Source organism: Methylobacterium sp. 275MFSha3.1, from assembly GCF_900108435.1.
In the GTDB taxonomy this organism is placed as follows: domain Bacteria; phylum Pseudomonadota; class Alphaproteobacteria; order Rhizobiales; family Beijerinckiaceae; genus Methylobacterium.
This window is the reverse complement of the sequence record NZ_FNWP01000028.1, coordinates 15,958-36,270: the sequence shown is the minus strand read 5'-3', so window position 1 is coordinate 36,270 and position 20,313 is coordinate 15,958. Positions and strand designations below refer to the sequence as shown.

The 20,313-nt window shown below is 70.3% G+C and carries 19 protein-coding genes and 1 tRNA gene; 8 read left to right on the top strand and 12 right to left on the bottom strand.

Translation table 11 applies throughout. The features are described 5' to 3' along the window. The 3 genes from BLW78_RS31525 to BLW78_RS25990 form a co-directional block, all read right to left on the bottom strand. Positions 1-138, bottom strand: coding sequence for a hypothetical protein (locus BLW78_RS31525; protein ID WP_165923092.1), 138 nt, complete (start codon positions 136-138; stop codon positions 1-3). A gap of 149 nt (positions 139-287) precedes the next feature. Then, complete coding sequence (locus BLW78_RS25995; RefSeq protein ID WP_020095628.1) at positions 288-557, bottom strand: hypothetical protein; 270 nt, start codon at positions 555-557, stop codon at positions 288-290. 162 nt (positions 558-719) lie between these two features. Beyond that, positions 720-905, bottom strand: a complete 186-nt coding sequence (locus BLW78_RS25990; protein WP_026605317.1) for a YegP family protein — start codon at positions 903-905, stop codon at positions 720-722. A 228-nt stretch (positions 906-1,133) separates the two neighbouring features. Here BLW78_RS25990 and BLW78_RS25985 point away from each other — a divergent pair, with 228 nt between their 5' ends. Continuing rightward, positions 1,134-3,272, top strand: a complete 2,139-nt coding sequence (locus BLW78_RS25985; protein ID WP_091683003.1) for a molybdopterin-containing oxidoreductase family protein — start codon at positions 1,134-1,136, stop codon at positions 3,270-3,272. A 170-nt stretch (positions 3,273-3,442) separates the two neighbouring features. Here BLW78_RS25985 and BLW78_RS25980 read toward each other — a convergent pair whose 3' ends face one another. Further along, positions 3,443-4,993, bottom strand: a complete 1,551-nt coding sequence (locus BLW78_RS25980) for a DEAD/DEAH box helicase (protein WP_091683001.1) — start codon at positions 4,991-4,993, stop codon at positions 3,443-3,445. A 601-nt stretch (positions 4,994-5,594) separates the two neighbouring features. Between BLW78_RS25980 and BLW78_RS25975 the strand changes: the two genes are divergently transcribed. Then, entirely contained in the window at positions 5,595-6,572 is a 978-nt protein-coding gene (locus tag BLW78_RS25975; protein WP_091683000.1) for a helix-turn-helix domain-containing protein, read from the top strand. Between the two features lie 200 nt (positions 6,573-6,772). Here the strand turns inward: BLW78_RS25975 and BLW78_RS25970 are convergent. Together BLW78_RS25970 and BLW78_RS25965 are read right to left on the bottom strand one after the other, a co-directional pair. After that, positions 6,773-6,857: transfer RNA gene (locus BLW78_RS25970), tRNA-Leu, on the bottom strand. 118 nt (positions 6,858-6,975) lie between these two features. After that, the gene (locus BLW78_RS25965; protein WP_020095633.1) at positions 6,976-7,281 is read right to left on the bottom strand and encodes a FliM/FliN family flagellar motor switch protein; all 306 of its coding nucleotides are present in this window, start codon (positions 7,279-7,281) and stop codon (positions 6,976-6,978) included. Positions 7,282-7,370: 89 nt separating this feature from the next. Between BLW78_RS25965 and lipB the strand changes: the two genes are divergently transcribed. Next, positions 7,371-8,102, top strand: coding sequence for a lipoyl(octanoyl) transferase LipB (gene lipB, locus BLW78_RS25960; protein WP_091682998.1), 732 nt, complete (start codon positions 7,371-7,373; stop codon positions 8,100-8,102). Between the two features lie 148 nt (positions 8,103-8,250). Here the strand turns inward: lipB and BLW78_RS25955 are convergent, their stop codons facing one another. Then, positions 8,251-10,374, bottom strand: coding sequence for a carbohydrate porin (locus BLW78_RS25955; RefSeq protein ID WP_170855251.1), 2,124 nt, complete (start codon positions 10,372-10,374; stop codon positions 8,251-8,253). 353 nt (positions 10,375-10,727) lie between these two features. On the opposite strand from BLW78_RS25955, the gene BLW78_RS25950 reads away from it, so the two are divergent. Genes BLW78_RS25950 through BLW78_RS25935 form a run of 4 tightly spaced genes read left to right on the top strand, consistent with a single transcriptional unit; the run spans position 10,728 to position 13,967 of the window. Further along, a complete protein-coding gene (locus BLW78_RS25950) occupies positions 10,728-11,291 on the top strand; it encodes an iron transporter (protein WP_210186901.1) in 564 nt (187 codons plus the stop codon). 17 nt (positions 11,292-11,308) lie between these two features. Continuing rightward, positions 11,309-11,659: a cupredoxin domain-containing protein gene (locus BLW78_RS25945; protein ID WP_091683039.1), complete on the top strand. Its 351-nt coding sequence runs from the start codon at positions 11,309-11,311 to the stop codon at positions 11,657-11,659. Beyond that, positions 11,656-13,089, top strand: a complete 1,434-nt coding sequence (locus BLW78_RS25940) for a 4Fe-4S binding protein (RefSeq protein ID WP_020095638.1) — start codon at positions 11,656-11,658, stop codon at positions 13,087-13,089. The genes BLW78_RS25945 and BLW78_RS25940 overlap by 4 nt, the downstream gene beginning before the upstream one ends. A gap of 53 nt (positions 13,090-13,142) precedes the next feature. Next, a complete protein-coding gene (locus BLW78_RS25935; protein WP_042672594.1) occupies positions 13,143-13,967 on the top strand; it encodes an FTR1 family iron permease in 825 nt (274 codons plus the stop codon). 66 nt (positions 13,968-14,033) lie between these two features. On the opposite strand, the gene sseA is transcribed toward BLW78_RS25935, so the two are convergent. Next, a complete protein-coding gene (gene sseA / locus BLW78_RS25930; protein ID WP_056526232.1) occupies positions 14,034-14,882 on the bottom strand; it encodes a 3-mercaptopyruvate sulfurtransferase in 849 nt (282 codons plus the stop codon). Between the two features lie 378 nt (positions 14,883-15,260). Here sseA and BLW78_RS25925 point away from each other — a divergent pair, with 378 nt between their 5' ends. Then, positions 15,261-15,518, top strand: coding sequence for a GcrA family cell cycle regulator (locus tag BLW78_RS25925; protein ID WP_012320730.1), 258 nt, complete (start codon positions 15,261-15,263; stop codon positions 15,516-15,518). Positions 15,519-15,543: 25 nt separating this feature from the next. Here the strand turns inward: BLW78_RS25925 and BLW78_RS25920 are convergent, their stop codons facing one another. From BLW78_RS25920 to BLW78_RS25905, 4 genes are all read right to left on the bottom strand, one after another. Continuing rightward, on the bottom strand, positions 15,544-16,521 hold the full coding sequence (locus BLW78_RS25920) for a type II secretion system F family protein (RefSeq protein WP_091682994.1): 978 nt from the start codon (positions 16,519-16,521) through the stop codon (positions 15,544-15,546). Between the two features lie 31 nt (positions 16,522-16,552). Then, complete coding sequence (locus tag BLW78_RS25915) at positions 16,553-17,530, bottom strand: type II secretion system F family protein (protein ID WP_020095644.1); 978 nt, start codon at positions 17,528-17,530, stop codon at positions 16,553-16,555. A 4-nt stretch (positions 17,531-17,534) separates the two neighbouring features. After that, a complete protein-coding gene (locus tag BLW78_RS25910) occupies positions 17,535-18,926 on the bottom strand; it encodes a TadA family conjugal transfer-associated ATPase (RefSeq protein ID WP_020095645.1) in 1,392 nt (463 codons plus the stop codon). 114 nt (positions 18,927-19,040) lie between these two features. Beyond that, the gene (locus BLW78_RS25905; protein WP_091682992.1) at positions 19,041-20,285 is read right to left on the bottom strand and encodes a CpaE/TadZ family protein; all 1,245 of its coding nucleotides are present in this window, start codon (positions 20,283-20,285) and stop codon (positions 19,041-19,043) included. Positions 20,286-20,313 lie beyond the last annotated feature (28 nt).

The following is a 20,313-nucleotide window of genomic DNA, read 5'->3' as shown; positions in this document are numbered from 1 at the left end:
TCAGGACATCACGCCGGCGAGCTTGAGCCCCGCCGCCAGCAGAACGGCGACCGCGCTCAGGATGCATTCGAGCGGGATGGATTGCCAGAGGTCCGGCGTCGCCGCCGCGGGCTCGGCGCGTTGCGCAATATCGTTCATCGGGCTTCCTCTCGGGCGCGCCGATCTGCCGTCGGCGGTCCCGTTCCCGGCACGATAAAGCAAGGCTCGCGGTCGCGCACCCCGAATCGGGGTGTGAAAAAGCCCGGCGGCTCGCTGGAGCCGCCGGGCCGGTCAGGTCGGAGAGCCGATCAGTAGTAGAACCGACGGCGCCAGTAGGGACGACGGTAGTAGGGCCGCGGGCCGTAGTAGAACCGGCGGCCGTAGTACGGGCGGCGCCAGTAGGGCCGCGGGCCGTAGAACCGGCGACGGTAGTAGTACTGGGCCTTCTCGGCCACCGCCGGCGCGGCTTCGGCGGGCAGAGCCAGCCCCGGGCCGATGGGCGCGGCGGACGCGCCCTCCGGCGCCGCGGCCGCGAAGCCCAGCGCCAGCAGGGCCGCGAGCAGGAATTTCCTCAGCACGGTCTCGACTCCCTTTGTGTCATTCGTCCTGGTCGACGAACCGCGCAGGGCGACGGGCTCCGCTCGGTCCGAACCGCTGCAACGCGTGGGCGAGCGGAAGCGTTGCAGCTTAACCGCTGCGACGTTTCGGACAGGGTTGATCGCAGGTTGAGACGCGCGGGGTCAGGCGATCTTCGTCGTCATGTCCTCGATGCGCGCCTCGGCGCTCTGGCGGACCAACGCGATGCCGTGCTCGCAATCCTCGCGGCGGACATAGCCTTCGCCCGAATCGGCGATCACCTCGCCGTTGCGCGCCCGCAGGCGCCAGCGCCACTCGCCCTTGGCGTCCCTGTAGAGTTCGAACCGCATGTCGCAGGCCCCCGCTTCGTCCATCCCTCAGATGGGGGCGCGCCCGCGCAAGGGAAGGCGGGGCGGTGAGGGTGCCGCGGGGCGGACGGGCCACCGAGCGGCGCGCGTGCGCGATCGGCCGCCGGGATTCGAGTTAGAATTTTTCTTCGTCTCATTGTACGCTTCGCCGATCGGGTTCCGGGACGCCTGAACAATAACGGGACGCCCGCGGCCGGTGAGGAAGAGAGTATGAACGAGATCGTCCAGCCCGAGGCCTACTCGGAGGTCTTCTACGGAGGCTGCCCGCACGATTGCCCCGACACGTGCTCGATGCTGTTCGAGGTGAAGGGCGGCGAGCTCCTGAGCGTGCGCGGCAACCCGGACCACCCGATGACCCGCGGCGGTCTCTGCGTGAAGCTGAAGGATTACGAGAAGCGCCACTACCACCCCGACCGGCTGCTCTACCCGATGAAGCGGGTCGGCCCGAAGGGCTCCAAGCAGTTCGAGCGGATCACCTGGGACGAGGCGCTGGACAGCATCGTCACCCGCTGGAAGGCGATCATCGACCAGTACGGGCCGCAGGCCATCGCGCCCTACAGCTACCTAGGCAACCAGGGCCTCGTGCACGGGCTGAACGGCGGCGACGCGTTCTTCAACCGCATGGGCGCCACCGTCACTGAGCGCACCTTCTGCGGCGAGGGCTCCTGCACCGCGTGGCTCCTCACCGTCGGCCCGACCGCGGGCCTCGACCCGGACAGCTACATCCACTCCAAGTACATCGTGATCTGGGCCTGCAACTCGGTCAGCACCAACCTGCACCACTGGGCGATCGTGAAGGACGCCCAGAAGCAGGGCGCCAAGGTCGTGGTGATCGACGCCTACGCGTCGCGCACCGCCAAGGCCGCCGACTGGCACATCGCGCCGAAGCCCGGCACCGACGGCGCGCTCGCCATGGCGCTGATCAACTCGATCATCGAACAGGGCCTCGTCGACCAGGACTACGTCGACAACCACACGGTCGGCTTCGCGGAGCTGAAGGAGCGGGCCAGCACGCGCACGCCCGAATGGGCCGCGGCGATCACCGGCGTCTCCGCCGACGACATCCGGAAGCTCGCCCGCGAGATGGCGACCGAGCAGCCTGTGGGCATCCGCATCGGCGTGGCGCTGGAGCGGCACTACGGCGGCGGCCAGACCATCCGGGCGGTGACCTGCATCCCGGCGCTGACCGGCGCGTGGCGCCATGTCGGCGGCGGCATCACGCAGTTCGGCGTCTGGGAGCACCCGTACAAGTTCGACGTCATCTGCCGCCCGGACCTGATCCCGGAGGGCACCCGGGTCGTCTCGAACCTTCAGATCGGCCGGGCGCTCACCGGCGAGATGCAGCTCGACCCGCCGATCATGTCGATGATGTGCTGGAACTCGAACCCCGTGACGCAGGCGCCCGAGACCGACAAGATCGTCGAGGGGCTGATGCGCGAGGACCTGTTCATGGTCTCGGCCGAGCACTTCATCTCGGACACGGCCTCCTACGCCGACATCCTGCTGCCCGCCACCATGGGCGCCGAGATGGAGGACATGATCCTCTCCTGGGGGCACCTCTACCTGACCTACAACACCAAGTGCGCCGAGGCGCCGGGCGAGGCGATCCCCAACAACGAGATCTTCCGACAGCTCGCCGCCCGGCTCGGCTTCGAGGAGGAGAACTTCAAGTGGAGCGACAGCGAGTGCCTTGAGCACTACGTCGACTGGTCATCGCCGGCCTGCGAGGGCATCGACCTCCAGTACATGCGCGAGCACGGCTTCGCCCGGCTCAAGGTCGGCACGCCGGACGACCGGGCGCCGCACCGGGAGGGCAACTTCCCGACACCGACCGGCAAGTGCATGCTGAAGGTCGAGGGCGCCACCAACTTCGTCGCCCCGCCGTTCCGGCAGATGTACGAGGGCTTCCAGCCCGGCGAGGCGCTCGACCCGCTGCCGGACTACCTCGGCCCGCGCGAGTCGCACACGAACGATCCGGAGCTCGCCAAGCGCTACCCGCTCAACATCGTCTCGCCCAAGAGCCACTACTTCCTGAACTCCTGCTACGCCAACATGGAGGACAAGCAGAAGGGCCAGGGCGAGCAGTTCGTGATGATCAGCCAAGCCGACGCCGACGCGCGCGGCATCCGGGACGGCGACCGGGTCCAGGTCGCCAACGACCGCGGCGCCTTCAAAGGTGTGGCCCGCATCACCGACGACGTGAAGGCCGGGATCGTGGTGGCGACGCTGGGCTACTGGCGCCAGCTCAACGAGGGCACGGTGAACAGCATCTCGTCCGGCGCCTTCACCGATATGGGCCACGCGCCCTCGTTCTCCGACAACCTCGTCGAGGTCTCACGGGCGAACTGAACGGCTCCGCGCGCGGCGACCCGCTCCCGATCGCCGCGCCGGGTTCACACGGAGGGTCGAGCCGTCATCCGGTTGCGGTTTCGCCGCTCGTCCGGCGCGGTCACCGGAAACGAAGCCGCCCGGGACGGATCCGTCCCGGGCGGCTCGATCGTCACTCAGGCCATCTTCGCTCAGGAACGGGGCGCCCGCTCCAGCCAGCCGATGCTGCGACCCTCGCCGCCGCCACCGCCGCTGCGCGGACGGGCATCGGCGCGCTGGGGCCGGGCGTCGCGGCTCGGGCGACCCTGGTTCGGGCGCTCGCCCTGCGGGCGGGCGGGCCGGTCCGCGCGGGCGTCGCGGCCCTGCGGGGCGTGGCCGCGATTGTCACCGCGGTTGTCGCCGCGGCCGTCCTGGGGTCGGCCCTGCCGGGGCGCGCCCTGGCCGGGACCGCCGAAGCCGCGGCCGCCCTCGGGCCGGCCCTGCTGGGGACGGCCCTGCTGCTGCCGGGGCCGCTGGCCCTGGCGGCCGCCGCCGGGGCGCTGCTGCGGACGCTCGGGCCGGCGCTCCTCCTCGCGGGCGATCTCGGCGGCCTCCTGGCGGGACGGCGGGGTGAAGCCCTCGGGGAAGCCCGCCACCGGGACCTTCTGCCGGGTCACGCGCTCGATGTCGCGCAGGTAGGTCTTCTCCTCGTCGTTGCAGAACGAGATGGCGAGGCCGTCGGCGCCGGCGCGGGCCGTGCGGCCGATCCGGTGGACGTAGCTCTCCGGCACGTTCGGCAGGTCGAAGTTGACCACGTGGCTCACGCCCTCGACGTCGATGCCGCGGGCCGCGATGTCGGTGGCGACCAAGACCCGGCAGGAGCCGTCCTTGAAGGCGGCCAGCGCCCGCTCGCGCTGGGGCTGGCTCTTGTTGCCGTGGATCGCGGCAGCCGCGATGCCGACCTTGTCGAGGCCGCGCACGACCCGGTCCGCCCCGTGCTTCGTCCGGGTGAAGACGAGCACGCGCTCGATCGCCGGATCGCGCAGGATGTGCCCCAGCAGCGCCTGCTTGGCGCCGGTATGGACGAAGATCACCTCCTGCTCGACCCGCTCGGCCGTGGTGGCGACCGGCGTCACCGCGACCTGGACCGGATCGGTGAGGTACTGGGACGCCAGGCCCGCGATGTTCTTGGGCATGGTGGCCGAGAAGAACAGGCTCTGGCGCTTCTGCGGCAGCATCTTCACGATGCGCTTGAGGGCGTGGATGAAGCCGAGGTCGAGCATCTGGTCGGCCTCGTCGAGGACGAGGATCTCGACGCCCTCCAGGGTCAGCGAGCGGCGGTCGACGAGGTCGATCAGCCGGCCGGGGGTGGCGACGAGGACGTCGACGCCCGGCGCCAGCGCCCGCTCCTGGCGGCTGATGGTGACGCCGCCGAACACCACCGTCGTGGTGTAGGACAGGTGCAGACCGTAATCGGTGAACGACTCGGCGATCTGGTTGGCGAGCTCGCGGGTCGGCGAGAGCACCAGCACCCGACAGCCGCGGCGCGGCGCGCGGCGGTCCGAGAGCGAGAGGCGGTGCAGGATCGGCAGCGCGAAGGCCGCGGTCTTGCCGGTGCCGGTCTGGGCGATGCCGCAGAGGTCGCGGCCCGCCATGGCCGGCGGGATCGCCTGGGCCTGGATCGGGGTCGGCGCGACGTAGCCGGCCTCGCTAAGCGCCCGCAGCACGGGCTGGGCGAGGCCGAAATCGGTGAATTGGGTCAAGGATGTATCCGATGCAGCAGGGCCGGCCGGGCGCCTCGCGTCGATCGCGAGCTGTGCCGTGTATGAGCCGGTCCGTTGGCAGGGGGCAGCCCGCGTGATGGGGCGGCCCGGGTGCATGCACGTTATGAAGAGGGGGGCCGGATCACGCCAGGTAGCGCCCGATCCGTCACGCAGCCCCCTCAAGCGGGCCGTGGCGGCCGCTGACGCTGCATCGCCGATATGCGTGTGTGCGGCTGCGAAGTCAATGCAGGGCCGGAGCAGGGCCGGGTTGCGGTCCGCTCAGGCTGAGCGCCGCCGTCGCGCCGGTGAACAGCGGGCGCTCGTCCGAGGGTGCCGTGCCCCGTGTACTCGGGATCGCCCGAAGACGCGGCTCGGCTGCCGATACGTGTCGATCCCGTCTTCCCGATGTGGTCGGGGCGGGCGTTTATCGTCGTTTTGACCGAGGATAGCCTCTGATCTGTCCGTTGAGATATAATTGTTTCGGAATTAACGGTATTGTTGGATCGTCCGAGCGTGAAAGTGTATCTAAAGATACGCAGCGATCGGTATTCAACGATCGCTGCGCGGCCGAACGGCGCAGCCGCGACTTCAGATATTGCCTATGCAGACAGTGTTTTCGACGGAGGGTCTCCACCCCCGGAGCGGCTTCAAGCTCTGGCGAGACCTTCTCGGGGAGCGGCTCGTGCCGATCGAGGTCGAGCGCCTCGACGACGGGCCGTTCCGGGGCAGGCTCGACGTCGCGGAGATCGGCGCGCTGTACCTCTCGCGCCTGACGCAGAGCGCCCTGCGATGCGAGACGACGCCCAGCGCGGCCCGGCGCCACGACAGGGCCGGGATGGTCGTGGTGCTGTTCAAGCTCGCGGGCCTGTCGACGAGCGTTCAGGACGGCCGGGAGGCCGTGCAGCGGCCGGGCGACATGGTCGTGCTCGACCATCGCCCCTCCGTGCTGACGACCCACAGGGACAGCCAGGCCCTATTCCTGGAGCTGCCGCGGGAGCGCTTGGAAGGCGTGCTCGGCTCGACAGGGCTCTACACCGGCCTGTCGGTCGGGGCGGACCTCGCGTCGGCCACGCTGGCGACCGGCTTCATCCACGACCTGATCCGGGTGCGGCACCAGCTCACGCCCGACGCCGCCGAGCGCATGTCGGCGATCGCGGTCGACCTGATCGTGGCGAGCCTCGCCGAGCGGCTCGCGCAGGATGTGCCTCGCCCCGTCCACGGCAGCGTCGTCGTTCAGCGCGCGAAGGCACATGTCGAGGCCCATCTGGACGATCCGGGACTGGACCCTCCCCAGCTCGCGGCCGCCACGGGGGTCTCGCTGCGCCGGCTTCAGGAGCTGTTCCACGAGCGCGGCCAGCACATCTCCGACTGGATCTGGGAGCGCCGGCTGGCGGCGGCGGCCAAGCGGCTGTCCGACCCAGCCTGCCTGCACCTGTCGATCGGGATGCTCGCCTACGGCTGCGGGTTCACCAGCCAGGCGCACTTCTCCCGCCGGTTCAAGGACCGCCACGGCCTGACCCCGCGCGAGTACAGGGAGGCCGCCCTGCTGCGGGCTTCCGGTGCTCCGTCGGCTCCCTGATCGGGACGGTGGCCGGCCTCCGCCGATCCCGCGACGTCCCGGCGCGGAATGATGCGCGCGGTTCTCGCGCAACCCCTGGCCGGGCGCAGGCGTCTGCGCCCGGCGTGTCGGCTCAGATAATGGTGTATCGTGATCGGCGGCGCACCGCCCTGTCATGCGCCACATCCGGGTTGCCGAAGATCCGGGCAACCAAAACAATGTGGTGCGGCCAAGAGGACTCGAACCTCCACCCCTCTCGGGACTAGCACCTCAAGCTAGCGCGTCTACCAATTCCGCCATGGCCGCATCGGACGCGAAGACCGGTCCGTTCGCTCGACCGTCGCGCGCCGCGGGAGAACCCGGGGCCGCTTTCGTGTCGCGCGGCGCAGCGGATAACAGATCGTCCGGCCGCCGACAAGCGCAGTCACGGGGAATCGTAGCCGCCCTCCAGGAAAGGCGCCGCGCCGTCGCCGATGCTGACGCCCGGCTCGACGATCGAGGCCGCCTTGCGGATCAGCTCGGTCACCTCCACGGAGATGCGGTCGCCCGTCACCACGATCTGCCCGCGCGCGATCGGGTGGTCGTTGGCCAGGATCTCGACCATGTCGCTGTCGCTGGCTTCGAGCTCGATCACGGCGCCGCGGCCCATCCGGAGGAGCATGTGCAGCGGCATGCGGGCCCGGCCCAGCACCACCGTCAGATCGACCTTCAGGGTCTCGAAGACCGCCACCGTCCGCCATCCCGTCTCGCAGCCGGAACCTTGCAACCGCCGGCCGCGGATGTTGAAGGCTTCGACCATCGACGCAGGATGGTGAACTCTTGGTAAACGCGCCCCGCCTCACGGTCAGCCCGCCCGCCTTCCCGAAGCGGCCCGGCACCGATCCGGTCGCCGGCCCGGTGGGCTGGCGCGTGAGTGACGCGGCGGTGGATTACGCCGCCGCCCTCGCCTGGATGGAGGCGCGCGCGGAGGCGATCGCCCGCGGCGCGGCGCCCGAATGCGTCTGGCTGCTGGAACACCCGCCGCTCTACACGGCGGGCACGTCTGCCCGGCCGGAGGATCTCGTCGCGCCGGACCGGTTCCCGGTCCACGCGACGGGGCGGGGCGGGCAGTACACCTATCACGGTCCCGGCCAGCGGGTGGCCTACGTGATGCTCGACCTCGACCGGCGCAGCCGCGACCTGCGCGCCTACGTGGCGAGCCTGGAGGCGTGGCTGATCGAGACGCTGGCCGCCTTCAACGTCCGCGCCGAGCGCCGCGAGGACCGGGTCGGCGTCTGGGTGCGCCGGCCCGAAAAGGGGCCCGGCGTCGAAGACAAGATCGCGGCGATCGGCATCCGGGTTCGCCGCTGGGTCAGCTTCCACGGCATCAGCCTGAACGTGGAGCCCGACCTCGCGCATTTCGACGGGATCGTGCCGTGCGGCGTCCGGGAGCACGGCGTGACAAGCCTCGTCGATCTCGGCCTGCCGGTGAGCATGGCCGAGGTCGACATGCAGCTCCGCGCCGCCTTCGAGGCGATCTTCGGGGCGACCGCGACCGAGGCGGCGGAGTGAGCAGGGCCGCGCCATCGGGCGATGCCGCCGTCGTCGCGAGCGCAGCGACCCAGGGGGCGTGTCGTCCGGAGCCCGGACCGGATCGCTTCGCTCGCGAATACGCATCGCGTCCGAACGCTCCGGCCGGAGGCCGTCTCACCGGCGCCGATCAGAAATCGGCGTGCAGCCGCGAGGCGAAGAAGTGCGCCGGCCCGCGGTCGCGATTGTATCCGGGATTGTCGATGAACTGGTAGTCGAAGGTCAGGGTGACGAACTTCGTGAGGTTCAGGGCGTAGTAGGTCTCCAGCGCGCGCTCGGTGCCGTAGTTGAGACGCCCGTCGCCGATCAGCAGCCCGAGATAGCCGGCCGCGAAGGCGGCCCGGTGCGAGGGCGAGAGCCCGTTCACGGCAGCGCCGATGCCGATCGTGTCGTCGGGGCGGTCCCAGGCCTTGCCCTTCAGCGACAGGCCGCCGGAGAAGCTCCGGTCGATGTCGGTGAACGAGATGTTCTCGGTGCGCCCGTCGTTCAGGCTCGCCCGGGCGAACAGCCCGAGTTCGGGCGTCAGCGCCTGCTCCAGGTTGATGTAGCCGCCGGTCTTGCGGCGGGGGCGGCGGGTCGCCGCGACGGCGTCGTTGATGTCGTCGAACAGGCCGAGCTGCGTCAGGGTGACGACGTCGCGGTTGTTGGCCGAGACGCCGACATTCGAGAACAGCCCGATGCGGATCTTGCCGGGCTGATCGAGCCAGGGGAGGACGTGGCGCTCCTCGAACTCGACGTTCAGCCCGGCGCGCCGGAACACCCGCGGGTCGAGCACGTCGCTCGACGGCTCCTTGGGCACCTGCGTGTAGGCGGCGCGGATCGCAAACTCGGGCCGGTTGTACTCGGCGTAGACGCCCTGCGTGAAGCCCGGGAGATTGGCCGGGAAATCCCAGGCCGAGGCACCCCAGAGCGACCAGTTGAAGAAGTCCACGCGCGGGTCGTGCGCGTAGATGTTGCCGTCGAAGAAGTCGCCCAGCGCGAACTTGCCGGCGATCAGCGTGATCCGCTCGGCGTCGTAACGGGTGGCCACTTGGTTCGGGCCGTCCGGTACCTCGACGGTCTCGCCGCCCAGCCCGAAGGTCTGCTTCACGTAGTAGCGGTTCGAGCGCAGCTTCGGGAACGGGGCGCCGGCCTTCTGCGCCTCGCCGTTGACGAAGCCGGCGACGCCCAGCGTCCGCGACAGGCCGAAGCCCTGGCTGAACTCGGGATTGTAGTAGACCTCGGTGCTATCGGTGAGCTTGAGGCCGAGGAAGATCGTGGCCGTCGTGGTCTGCCGGGCCTGATGGGGGATCAGGCTCTGCGCACCCTCGTAGGGCGAGCGGAAGCCGGGAACGCCCTGCGCGATCAGCGTCGTCTGGCCGTGGAGCGAGAAGCGGCCGGTATCGCCGTTGTCGGGATCGTGCGGGGCGGTCTCGTCCCGGTCCGGAGGGACCTTCAGCCCGTCCGGAAACCACATCAGCCGCGCGAACAGCTCGTTGGACGTGAAGCGCGCCCGGGTCGTGACCGGCCCGCCCGCGTCGCCGGGCACCGTGCCCAGCGGGAAGCGCCGGCTGCCTCCGAGATCGATGTAGCGGTAGTCGATGCCCAGCGCGAGGCTGTCGGTGATGGCGTACTGCACGCCCGCGCCGAGGGTGAAGCCGACGTAGCCGAGGTCCCGCCGCGCGGTGGTCTGGCCGCCCGTGTCGAGGTCCGGGTAATTCGCCAGGATGCGTGCGTTCGCCCCTGCGAGGCCGAAGGTGCCGTAGATCAGGTAGCGGTCGAAGCTGTAGCCGAGCCGGGCGCGCAGGGTGCCGTAGAGATCCGTCTTGGCGCGCACGATGTTGAAGGCCGGGTCCACGTCCGCGTAGCCGAAGCCCGCGATCGTCGAGGGGACGGGCCGCTTCAGATTCGCCGCGTCGAGACTCGCCTCGACGCCGTAGACCCACGGCCCGGCCTGCCAGTTCCAGCCGCCGAACAGGCCGCCGACCGCCGTCGTGGCGTTCTTGCCCTGGTCGCTGCGGCCGGTGGAATCGCCGCTCTTGAAGGCCGGGACCGACCGGGCGCCGATCGTCGTCGGACCGAAATTGTAGGCGCCGTAGGACCCGCCGGCACTGCCCTCGAGGCCGACATAGCCCCCCGACCAGTCGGTGTAGGACGGCGCCTCGGCGGGGCGCGGCGGGGAGATGTCGGCCGCCCGCGCGGCGGCGGGCGCCAGGAGAGGGACGGCCAGGACGAGCGCCGCGGTGCGGACCAGGGACACGGAACGGGATCTCATCCGACTCACAGAAAAGTATAGCATTTGCTAAAACGCGTCACGGGGCCGCGCAAGCCGGGTCGCGCGCTCGTGATCGCGGGCCATCGTGCGATCCATGGCCTCGCCGCCTCGCATCCTCGGTTCGTCGCATGGCACTGGCGTGACGATCCAGCCCGCGTTGGATTCGTCAAGATCCAGAGGGCATCGCACCGCGAATAGCTTCGTGAAAGTGCGTCGTGATCGACCTTTTTCGATGCAACGACATGCGAATACCGTAATGTCGATGCAGCTGACGGGCAGATTAGAATTGTTATTATTTGACTGTCGTGCGATTCCGGTTTGAACTTCCCGCGGCCTGGATTATGTGCGGTCGCATGCACGCCTCGCACATCCTCCCGGTTCTCCGCGGCCTCGCCGCGGCCTCGCTCCTGGCGTTCGCCGGTGCCGCGGCCGCCAAGGAGGTGCCGATCGGTCCGCACGTCACGCGCAACGGCCTGGAGGTCGCGGCCGTCTATCTGCAGCCGATCGAGATGGATCCGCCCGGCATGATGCGCGAGGCCGCCAAGTCGGACATCCACCTCGAGACCGATATCCGCGCCGCCAAGGACAACCGCAACGGCTTCGCGGAAGGGGACTGGGTGCCGGCGCTCGACATCCGCTTCGAGGCGGTGAAGCTCGACGGCGACAAGCCCACCGACCAGACGGTGTCGGGCATGCTGATGCCGATGGTCGCCAACGACGGGCCGCATTATGGCGACAACGTCAAGCTGTTCGGCCCGGGTCGCTACCGTCTGAAGGTCACCGTCGCGCCGCCCGGCAAGGACAGCCATTTCGGCCGCCACGTCGACAAGGAGACGGGCGTCGGCCCGTGGTTCGAGCCCTTCGAGATCACCCAGGACTTCACCTTCGCCGGCGTCGGCAAGAAGGGCGCCTACTGAGAGTGCCGGAGCTGACCGTGTCCCGCCTGCCGCGCTCCCTCCTCCGAGCCCTACCGCTGCTGCTGGTCGCCGCCGCGTCGGCCGCCGTGCCCGCGCGGGCGGACGACATGCCGGTCATCAAGGTGGAGATGCGCGACGGCGTGATCATCCCGACGGTAATCGAGGTTCCGGCCAACACCCGGTTCAAGCTGGAGATCTCGAACACCGGCCAGACGCCGGTGGAGTTCGAGAGCACGGAACTGCGGCGCGAGAAGGCGCTGGCCGCGGGCTCGACCTCGGCGATCGTGTTCCGCACCCTCGATGCCGGCACCTACCAAGTGTTCGACGATTTCCACCCGGAGGCGAAGGCGACCCTGGTGGCCAAATGAGCGCGTTCACGACAGCGCCCGGCTCCCTGGCCCTCGCCGACGTCACGCCGCGCCGCTCCGCGGTCGACGCGCGGCTCGCCCGGTTCGGCGACGCGCTGCGCCGGTACGGCTGGATCATCCGGTCCGTGCAGTGGCTGATCGTCGCCGTCTACGCGGTGCTGGTGATCGTGCCGGCCCTGCTGCCGCTGCCCGACAACGCCGCCCACATCTGGACCAACCTGACGCTCGCCGCGCAGTTCGCCTTCTGGGGGATCTGGTGGCCGTTCGTGCTGGTCAGCATGGTGCTGGTCGGCCGGGCCTGGTGCGGCGTGCTCTGCCCGGAGGGGGCCCTCAGCGAGTTCGCGAGCCGGTGGAGCCGCGGCTACGCCGTGCCGCGCTGGATCACCTGGCAGGGCTGGCCGTTCGTCGCCTTCGCCGGAACCACCGTCTACGGGCAGATGACCAGCGTCTACGGCTACCCGAAGCCGGTCCTCGCGGTGCTCGGCGGCTCGACCCTGGCGGCGATCGTGGTCGGGCTGCTGTACGGGCGCAACAAGCGCGTCTGGTGCCGCTACCTCTGCCCGGTCAACGGCGTCTTCGCGGTGCTGTCGAAGCTCGCGCCGGTGAGCTTCCAGGTCGACCGCGCCGCCTGGGCGGACTCGCCCAAACCCGTCGGCGGCACCGAGTCCTTCAACTGCGCGCCCCTCGTGCCGGTCAAGACCATGCGCGGCGCGGGCGCCTGCCACATGTGCGGCCGCTGCAGCGGCCACCGCGGCGCCGTGCGCCTCGCCCTGCGCTCGCCCAACCACGAGATCGTCCACGTGGCCGGCGCGGAGCCCAGCCTCGACCAGACCATGCTGATCCTGTTCGGCATGCTGGCGTTGGCGGTGGGCGCCTTCCAGTGGTCCTCGAGCCCCTGGTTCGTCGATGCCAAGCAATGGGCGGCCACGTGGCTCATCGAGCGCGGGACGACGTGGCCCCTGGAGCACTCGGCGCCCTGGTTCGTGCTGACGAACTACCCCGACCGCAACGACGTCATGACGCTCCTCGACGGCGGGCTGCTGCTGGCCTACATCGGCGCCGCGACGCTCGTCCTCGGGCTCGCCCTGTCGGGGATCGTGGCGCTCGCGACCCTGAGCCTCGGCGGCTGGTCGCTCCGGCGCTTCCACCACCTGACCCAGACCCTGATCCCGGTCGCGGGCTGCGGCGTGTTCCTGGGCCTGTCGGCGCTCACCGTGACGTTCCTGCGCGGCGACGGCATCGTGATCCCCTACGTGGCGGAGATCCGCGCGGGCCTGCTCGCCGGCGCCAGCCTGTGGAGCGTCTGGCTGGCCTGGCGGGTGGCGGGTCTCGCCGCCGGCGGCCTCCGCCGGGTGGCGGCCTCGGCCTGCATCGCCGGCGCGGCCGCCCTCTCGGTGGCCAACTGGGTGCTCCTGTTCTGGATCTGGTAGCGCGCGGTCCGCGCGCGCCGCGTCACACGACCTCACAAACCCTGGAGACCGCCATGATCGGCGCCTTCGTCATCGCCTTCCGCGAAGTCATCGAGGCGGGCCTCATCATCTCCATCGTGCTGGCCGCCACCCGCGGCATCCCGGGCCGGATGCGCTGGGTCCTGCTCGGCATCGCCGGCGGCCTCGCGGGCGCCGCCCTGGTGGCGCTGTTCGCCGAGAAGATCTCGGACGCGTTCGAGGGCAGCGGGCAGGACATCCTGAACGCCGCGGTCCTGATCGTCGCGGTGCTGCTGCTGATCTGGCACAACACCTGGATGAGCAAGCACGGCAAGGAGCTGGCGGGCGAACTGCGCGCCGCCGGCGCGGCGGTGCGCTCGGGCGAGCGGGAGGCAGCGGCCCTGTCGATCGTGATCGGCGCCGCGATCCTGCGCGAGGGGGCCGAGCTGGTCCTGTTCCTCTACGGCCTCGTGGCCTCGGGCACCTCGGGCGCCGACATCCAGTTCGGTGCGGTCGCCGGCATCGGCGCCGGAGCGCTCCTCTCGGCGGTGACCTATCTCGGGCTCGCCTCGATTCCGAGCCGCTACGTCTTCTCGGTGACCAGCGTCCTGATCATCTTCCTCGCGGCCGGCCTCGCCGCGCAGGCGGCGCAGTTCCTGGCGAATGCCGGGGTGGTCGAGGTTCTCGGATACACCCTCTGGAACAGCTCCGGCGTGATCGCCGAGAATTCCTGGCCGGGCCGCGTCCTGCACGCCCTGGTCGGCTACACCGACCGGCCGACCGCCCTCCAGGGGCTGGTCTACGTCGCCACCATCGCGGTGATGGTCGGCCTGATGCAGTGGAGCGCCGCCGACAAGCGCCGCGCGGTGCGGCCGGCCTAGCCGCGACGGGCCTGCGGGCGGCGGACATTGACCTCGCCCGCCTCCGCGGCGTCTGATCGCCGCGCGCTACGGCGCGCCCGTCGCCACCGCCCGGGCCGGGTCGGCGCCCCATTCCGACCAGGAGCCGTCGTAGAGCCCCCGCGCCGGGCGGCCCATGGTCTCCAGCGCCAGCGCGATGATCGCAGCGGTCACGCCGGAGCCGCAGGTGGTCACGATCGGCCGGTCCGGATCGACGCCGTTCTCGGCGAAGACCGCCTTCAACTCCTCGGGGCTCTTCATCCGGCCGTCGCGCTGGAGGGCCGCGTAGTGCAGGTTGCGCGCGCCGGGCATGTGCCCCGGCCGGACGCCGGGGCGGGGCTCCGGCTCCTCGCCGCGGAACCGCGTCCCCGAGCGGGCGTCGACGACCTGCGCCGAGCCGCTGTCCAGGGCGCGGGCGACGTCGTCCGCGTCCGCCACGGCGCCGTGGTCGAAGCGGGCGGTGAAGTGCCGCCGCTCGGGCTGACGCGGGTCGCCCTCCTCGGTCGGGTAGCCCGCCGCCACCCAGGCCGGCAGGCCGCCGTCCAGCACCAGCGCGTCGCGCACGCCGAAGGCCTTGAGCATCCACCAGACACGCGGGGCGGAGAACAGCCCCTGCCCGTCGTAGACGACGATCTGCATGCCGTCGCCGACGCCGAGCGCGCGCATCCGCGCCGCGAACACCTCGGGCCGTGGCAGCATGTGCGGCAGGTTCGACTCGGTGTCGCTCATGGCGTCGAGATCGAAGCGGCGGGCGCCGGGTATGTGGGCGGTGCGGAACTCGGCCTCGGGATCGCGGCCCGCTGCGGGGAGGTACCAGGAGGCGTCGAGCACGACGATGTCGGGGGCCGCGAGGCGGTCGTGCAGCCATTCGGGTGACACGAGGGGCGCTTGGGCCATGGTCGGCGGATCCGGCTCTGTTCGCGTTGCGGACTCACAGAACCACAGGTCGCCCAGCGTTGCACGCCTGGGCCACCGCGGGACGGCGGCGTTCGGGCGGATTCGTCAGCCGCGCCAATGCCAATCGAGCGCGCGCCGGATCGGATGAGCTACGCATCCCGCACCGTGGTCCGATGCATCCAGCGCAGGCTGGTCTTGTTTTAAAGAGCCGTAACCCCAGTTACGACACCATGATGACGCCAATCGCGTCGGCCGTCCGGCCGGCATCGTGTTGGCCGCCCCGGACGTTCCGCTCGCGGACGCGATACGGGGACGTCGCCTGAACGAGATGCGTTCAAACCTTCCCTGTCTGCCCGGGCGCCCGACCCACCGTGCAGGATGCTTATTGAGCCGATCGACACCATGAATCAACTCGTCCGCATGTCCCAGATCGGCGACGCCGAGACCGTCGAGGAGCCGTCGGCCGACCTGCGCGTGCCCTTCGCGCAGTCCGGCGCCTTCGTGTGCAAGTACATCATCGGCGAGCCGAACGACCGCGCCGTCTGCTGCGGCGCCCCCGTGTCCGACGGCAAGAGCTGGTGCGCCTACCACCGCCGCATCGTGTTCGAGCCGACCCGCCCCGGCCGCATCCGCTGAGCCTCTCCTTGCGCCATCCCGGCCGTCACTGCGTCCGCATGATCTGGATGACCGCCGGGGTGATGATGACGACGAACAGCACGGGCAGGAAGAACAGGATCATCGGCACGGTGAGCTTCGGCGGCAGCCCGGCCGCCTTCTTCTCGGCCTCGTTCATGCGCATGTCGCGGCTCTCCTGGCTCAGAACCCGCAGCGCCTGACCGACCGGCGTGCCGTAGCGCTCGGCCTGGATCAGCGCCGTCGCCACGGACTTCACCGGCTCGAGGCCGGTGCGCATCACGAGGTTCTCGTAGGCCTGACGCCGGTCGGGCAGGAACGACATCTCGGCGGTCATCAGCGCGAGCTCCTCGGCCAGCACGACGGAGGACGTGGCGATCTCGGTGCTCACCTTCCGGAACGCGTTCTCGATCGCCATGCCGGATTCGACGCAGATCAGCGTGAGGTCGAGGGCGTCCGGCCACGCCTTGCGGATCTCGGTCTGGCGCTTCTTGGCGGTGTTCACCAGGAACAGCTCGGGCGCTTTGATGCCCATGTAGGCCGCGCCGATCACCAGCCCGAACCGCATGAGGTACGAGGCGTCGAGCACCTCCAGCACGAACAGGTAGAACAGGGCCGCGATCACAGCCGCGACCGGCACGACGAGGCGGAAGAACAGGAAGGCGGTCTCCGCGCCCTGGCCGCGGTACCCTGCCTGCATCAGCTTGCGCTTGGCCGTGTCCGTGCCGAGCCAGCGGCGCAGCTGGTACTTCTCGACGACCGACTTCATGTAGGCCTTCGGCTCCGTGCGCAGCGTCGCCCGGCTTCCGGTCCGCTCCGCGCTCAGCCGCTCGCGCCGCCGGATCTGCTCGCGCTCGTCGCTGACGAGCTTCATCCGCTTGCCGAGGCGGTCGGTCTCCAGGAAGGGCTGCACCACCGCGTAGGCGGTCGCGGCCGCCGCGACGGCGGTCAGCAGCGTACCCATGAAGCGGGGATCGAACAGCTTCTCGGCGATGGCGTCGATCATCGGGCGGGATCCGGCAGACGGCGCACCGCGCCTAGAACTCGAAGGCGATCATCTTCTTGATGGTGAAGATGCCGATGGACATCCAGATCGCCGCGCCGACCAGGGCGATCTTGCCCGTGTCGGTTGTCCAGAGCAGCGAGATGTAGTCGGGGCTGGTGAGCGCGGTGATGCCCGCCACAGCGAAGGGCAGGCAGGCGATGATCGAGGCCGAGGCCTTGGCCTCCATGCTCATCGCCTGGACCTTGCCGCGCATCTTGGCGCGGTCGCGCAGCACCGTGGAGAGGTTGTTCAGCGCCTCGGAGAGGTTACCGCCCGACTGCTGCTGGATGTTGATCACGATGGCGAAGAAGTTCACCTCGGCGGTGGGCACGCGCTCGAACAGCCGCGTGCAGGCCTCGCCGAGGGACAGGCCCATCGCCTGCGTCTCCACCACGGTCCGGAACTCGCTGCGCACCGGCTCCTCGGCCTCGCGCGAGACCATGCGGAAGCAGTCGCCCACCGGGATGCCGGTGCGGATGCCGCGGACCACCACGTCGACGGCGTTGGGCAGCTCCTTGTTGAACTTCGCGATGCGCTTGAGCCGCAGGTGGCGCAGCAGGTAGGCCGGCAGGCCGAAGCCGCCCGCGAAGGCGGCGCCGAGCGCCGCCAGGGCGTTGTCGGTGATGACGAAGAGCAGGAGCCCGAAGACGACCCCGCTCAGGGCCGAGACCCCGTAGAAGGTCTGCTTCGTCCAGCCGAGGCCGGCGCGGGCGAGCTTCAATTCCACGCTGGCCTTCGAGGCGCCCTTGGCCTTCGCCTCGATCTCGCTCAGCGTCTTGGCGACCTGCTCGCGCCGGTTGACGGCGACGCCCCGGGTCGCCGCCCCCGAGGCGGAGACGCTGATCGTCTTCAGGCGCTTGGTGGCCCGGCGCTCGCCGCCGAGCAGGGGCAGGACCGCCACGTAGGCGATGGCGGCCACCGCGATGCCGGCGAGGCCGGCGGCGATCGGCAGGTTGGAGGCGTCCGCCATCGGCTCAGTTCCGGTCGACGACCTCGGCGGCGTCGAGCGCCTCGCCGAGCCGCTGTTCGAGGCCGTAGTAGCGGGCGCGCTCCCAGAATTTCGGCCGGCCGACGCCGGTGGAGCGGTGACGCCCGATCAGCTTGCCGTTCGCGTCCTCGCCGACGATGTCGTAGAGGAACACGTCCTGGGTGGTGATGACGTCGCCCTCCATGCCGAGCACCTCGGTGATGTGGGTGATGCGCCGGGAGCCGTCGCGCAGCCGCATCGCCTGGATCACGACGTCGATCGAGCCGCAGATCATCTCGCGCAGAGTCCGCGACGGCAGGGTGAAGCCGCCCATCGAGATCATCGATTCGATACGCGACAGGCACTCGCGCGGGCTGTTGGCGTGGAGCGTGCCCATGGAGCCGTCGTGGCCGGTGTTCATCGCCTGGAGCAGGTCGAAGGCCTCCGGTCCGCGCACCTCGCCGACGATGATCCGCTCCGGGCGCATGCGCAGGCAGTTCTTGACGAGGTCGCGCATGGTGACCTGGCCCTGGCCCTCCATGTTGGGCGGCCGCGTCTCCAGGCGCACGACGTGCGGCTGCTGGAGCTGCAGCTCGGCCGCGTCCTCGCAGGTGATGACCCGCTCGTCGTGCTCGATGAAGGCGGTTAGGCAGTTGAGCAGCGTGGTCTTGCCGGAGCCCGTGCCGCCCGAGATGACCACGTTGCAGCGCGACTGGCCGATGATCTTGAGGACCTCGGCGCCCTCGGGCGAGATCGCCCCGAAGCGCACGAGCTGCTCCAGGGTCAGCTTGTCCTTCTTGAACTTGCGGATCGTGAGCGCTGGGCCGTCGATGGCGAGGGGCGGCGCGATCACGTTGACGCGGGACCCGTCCGGCAGGCGCGCGTCGCAGATCGGCGAGGCGTCGTCGACGCGCCGGCCGACCTGGCTGACGATGCGCTGGCAGATGTTCATCAGCTGCTGGTTGTCGCGGAACCGCACGCTGGTCAGCTGGATCTTGCCGTTGACCTCGATGAAGGTCCGGTGGGCGCCGTTGACCATGATGTCGGCGATGTCGTCGCGGGCGAGCAGCGGCTCCAGCGGGCCGTAGCCCAGCACGTCGTTGCAGATGTCGTCGAGCAGTTCCTCCTGCTCGGAGATCGACAGGACGATGTTCTTGAGCCCGATGATCTCCGTGACGATGTCGCGGATCTCCTCGCGCGCGGTCTCGGCGTCGAGGCGCGAGAGCTGCGTCAGGTCGATCGCCTCGATCAGGGCGCCGAAGATCAGGCTCTTGGTGCGGTAGTAATCCTCCGAGCGCGCGGTCTCGACGACGACCGGGGCCGCCGGCGCCGGGCGCTGGGCCGGCGCGGGCGCCGGCGCGTCGCGCAGCACCGGCGTGGCCGGGGCCGGGGTCCGCATCTGCGGCATCGGCGGGGGCGGCGCCGACGCGCCGCCGGACTGTCGCCTACCGAACATGGGTCAGAGCCCCGACGCTGACCCGCGGCACCGGCCGGGTGAGGGATCGCGTCCGCATCAGGATGCCTTGCGGCCGGAAAGCTTGGCGAGCAGCGGCTCCAGCAGGCTCGGACGGCCCCGCCGGCTCTCGGGACGTCCGAGGGTCATGGCCGCCAGGTCGTTGAACAGCTCCGCCACCTTCGAGCCCGCCTGGATCTCGGCGATCATCTGGCCGTTGTTGGCGGCCGTGCCGAACAGGGTCGGCTCGAACGGGATCGTCAGGGCCACCGGCGCCTCCAGGGCCTTGGCGAACTCGGCGGTGCCGATCTCGGGGCGCTTGGGCACGCCGACGCCGTTCAGCACGATGCGGGGCGGCTGGTCGTTCGGGCGACCGTGCTTCAGCGCGCAGAGGAGGTTCTTGGCGTTGCGCAGGCAGGCGAGGTCGGGCCCGGTCACGATCAGGATCTCGTCGGCCGCCGTGAGGACGCGCTTCGTCCACGCGTTCCACTGGTGGGGGATGTCGAGGACCACGCACGGGACGCTCGCCCGCATGTGCTCGATCAGGGTGTCGAAGGCCGGCTCGGACAGGTCGATGGTCCGGTCGAGGCTCGCCGGGGCCGAGAGCAGGCTCAGGTTGTCGCTGCACTTGGACAGCAGCCGCTCGACGAGGGCGGAGTCCAGCCGCTCGGGGGCGAACACCGCCTCGGCGATGCCCTGGGGCGGGTCCTGGTTGAAGTTGAGCGAGGCGGTGCCGAAGGCGATGTCGAGATCGGCGATCACCGTCTGGACGCCCTGGCCCCGGGCCACCGACCACGCGAAATTATGCGCCACGGTCGAGGCGCCGATGCCGCCCTTGACGCCGTAGACCGCCACGGTCCGGCCCACCGGCTTGACGCCCGGGGCCGTGAACAGGTCGGAGATCGCCGCGATGAGCGTCAGGGGCTCGACCGGCGCCATCAGGTAATCGGACACCCCGCGCTGGATCAGCTGGCGGTAAAGCATCACGTCGTTGACGTGACCGATCACCAGGACGCGGGTCCCCTCGTCGCAGACCTCGGCCAGGGCGTCGAGGCACTCGATCGGCCGCGAGCGCGCGCCCTGGATCTCGAGGACGATGACGTTGGGCGTCGGCGCGTGCCGGTACGCCTCGATCGCCGCGGCCCCGCCGCCCATCCGGACCTTGACCTGCGCCTTCTGCATGCGCCGGTCGAGGGCCGCGCCCTCGATCATCGCCGCGGTCTCGCCGGTCTCGCAGAAGGCCTGGATGGTGATCCGGGGCACCGGGGCGATCGTGCGCTCGGTTGTCTCGGACAGCTCTGCCATGACGGCGCTTTCGGGTTCGCGTGCGGGG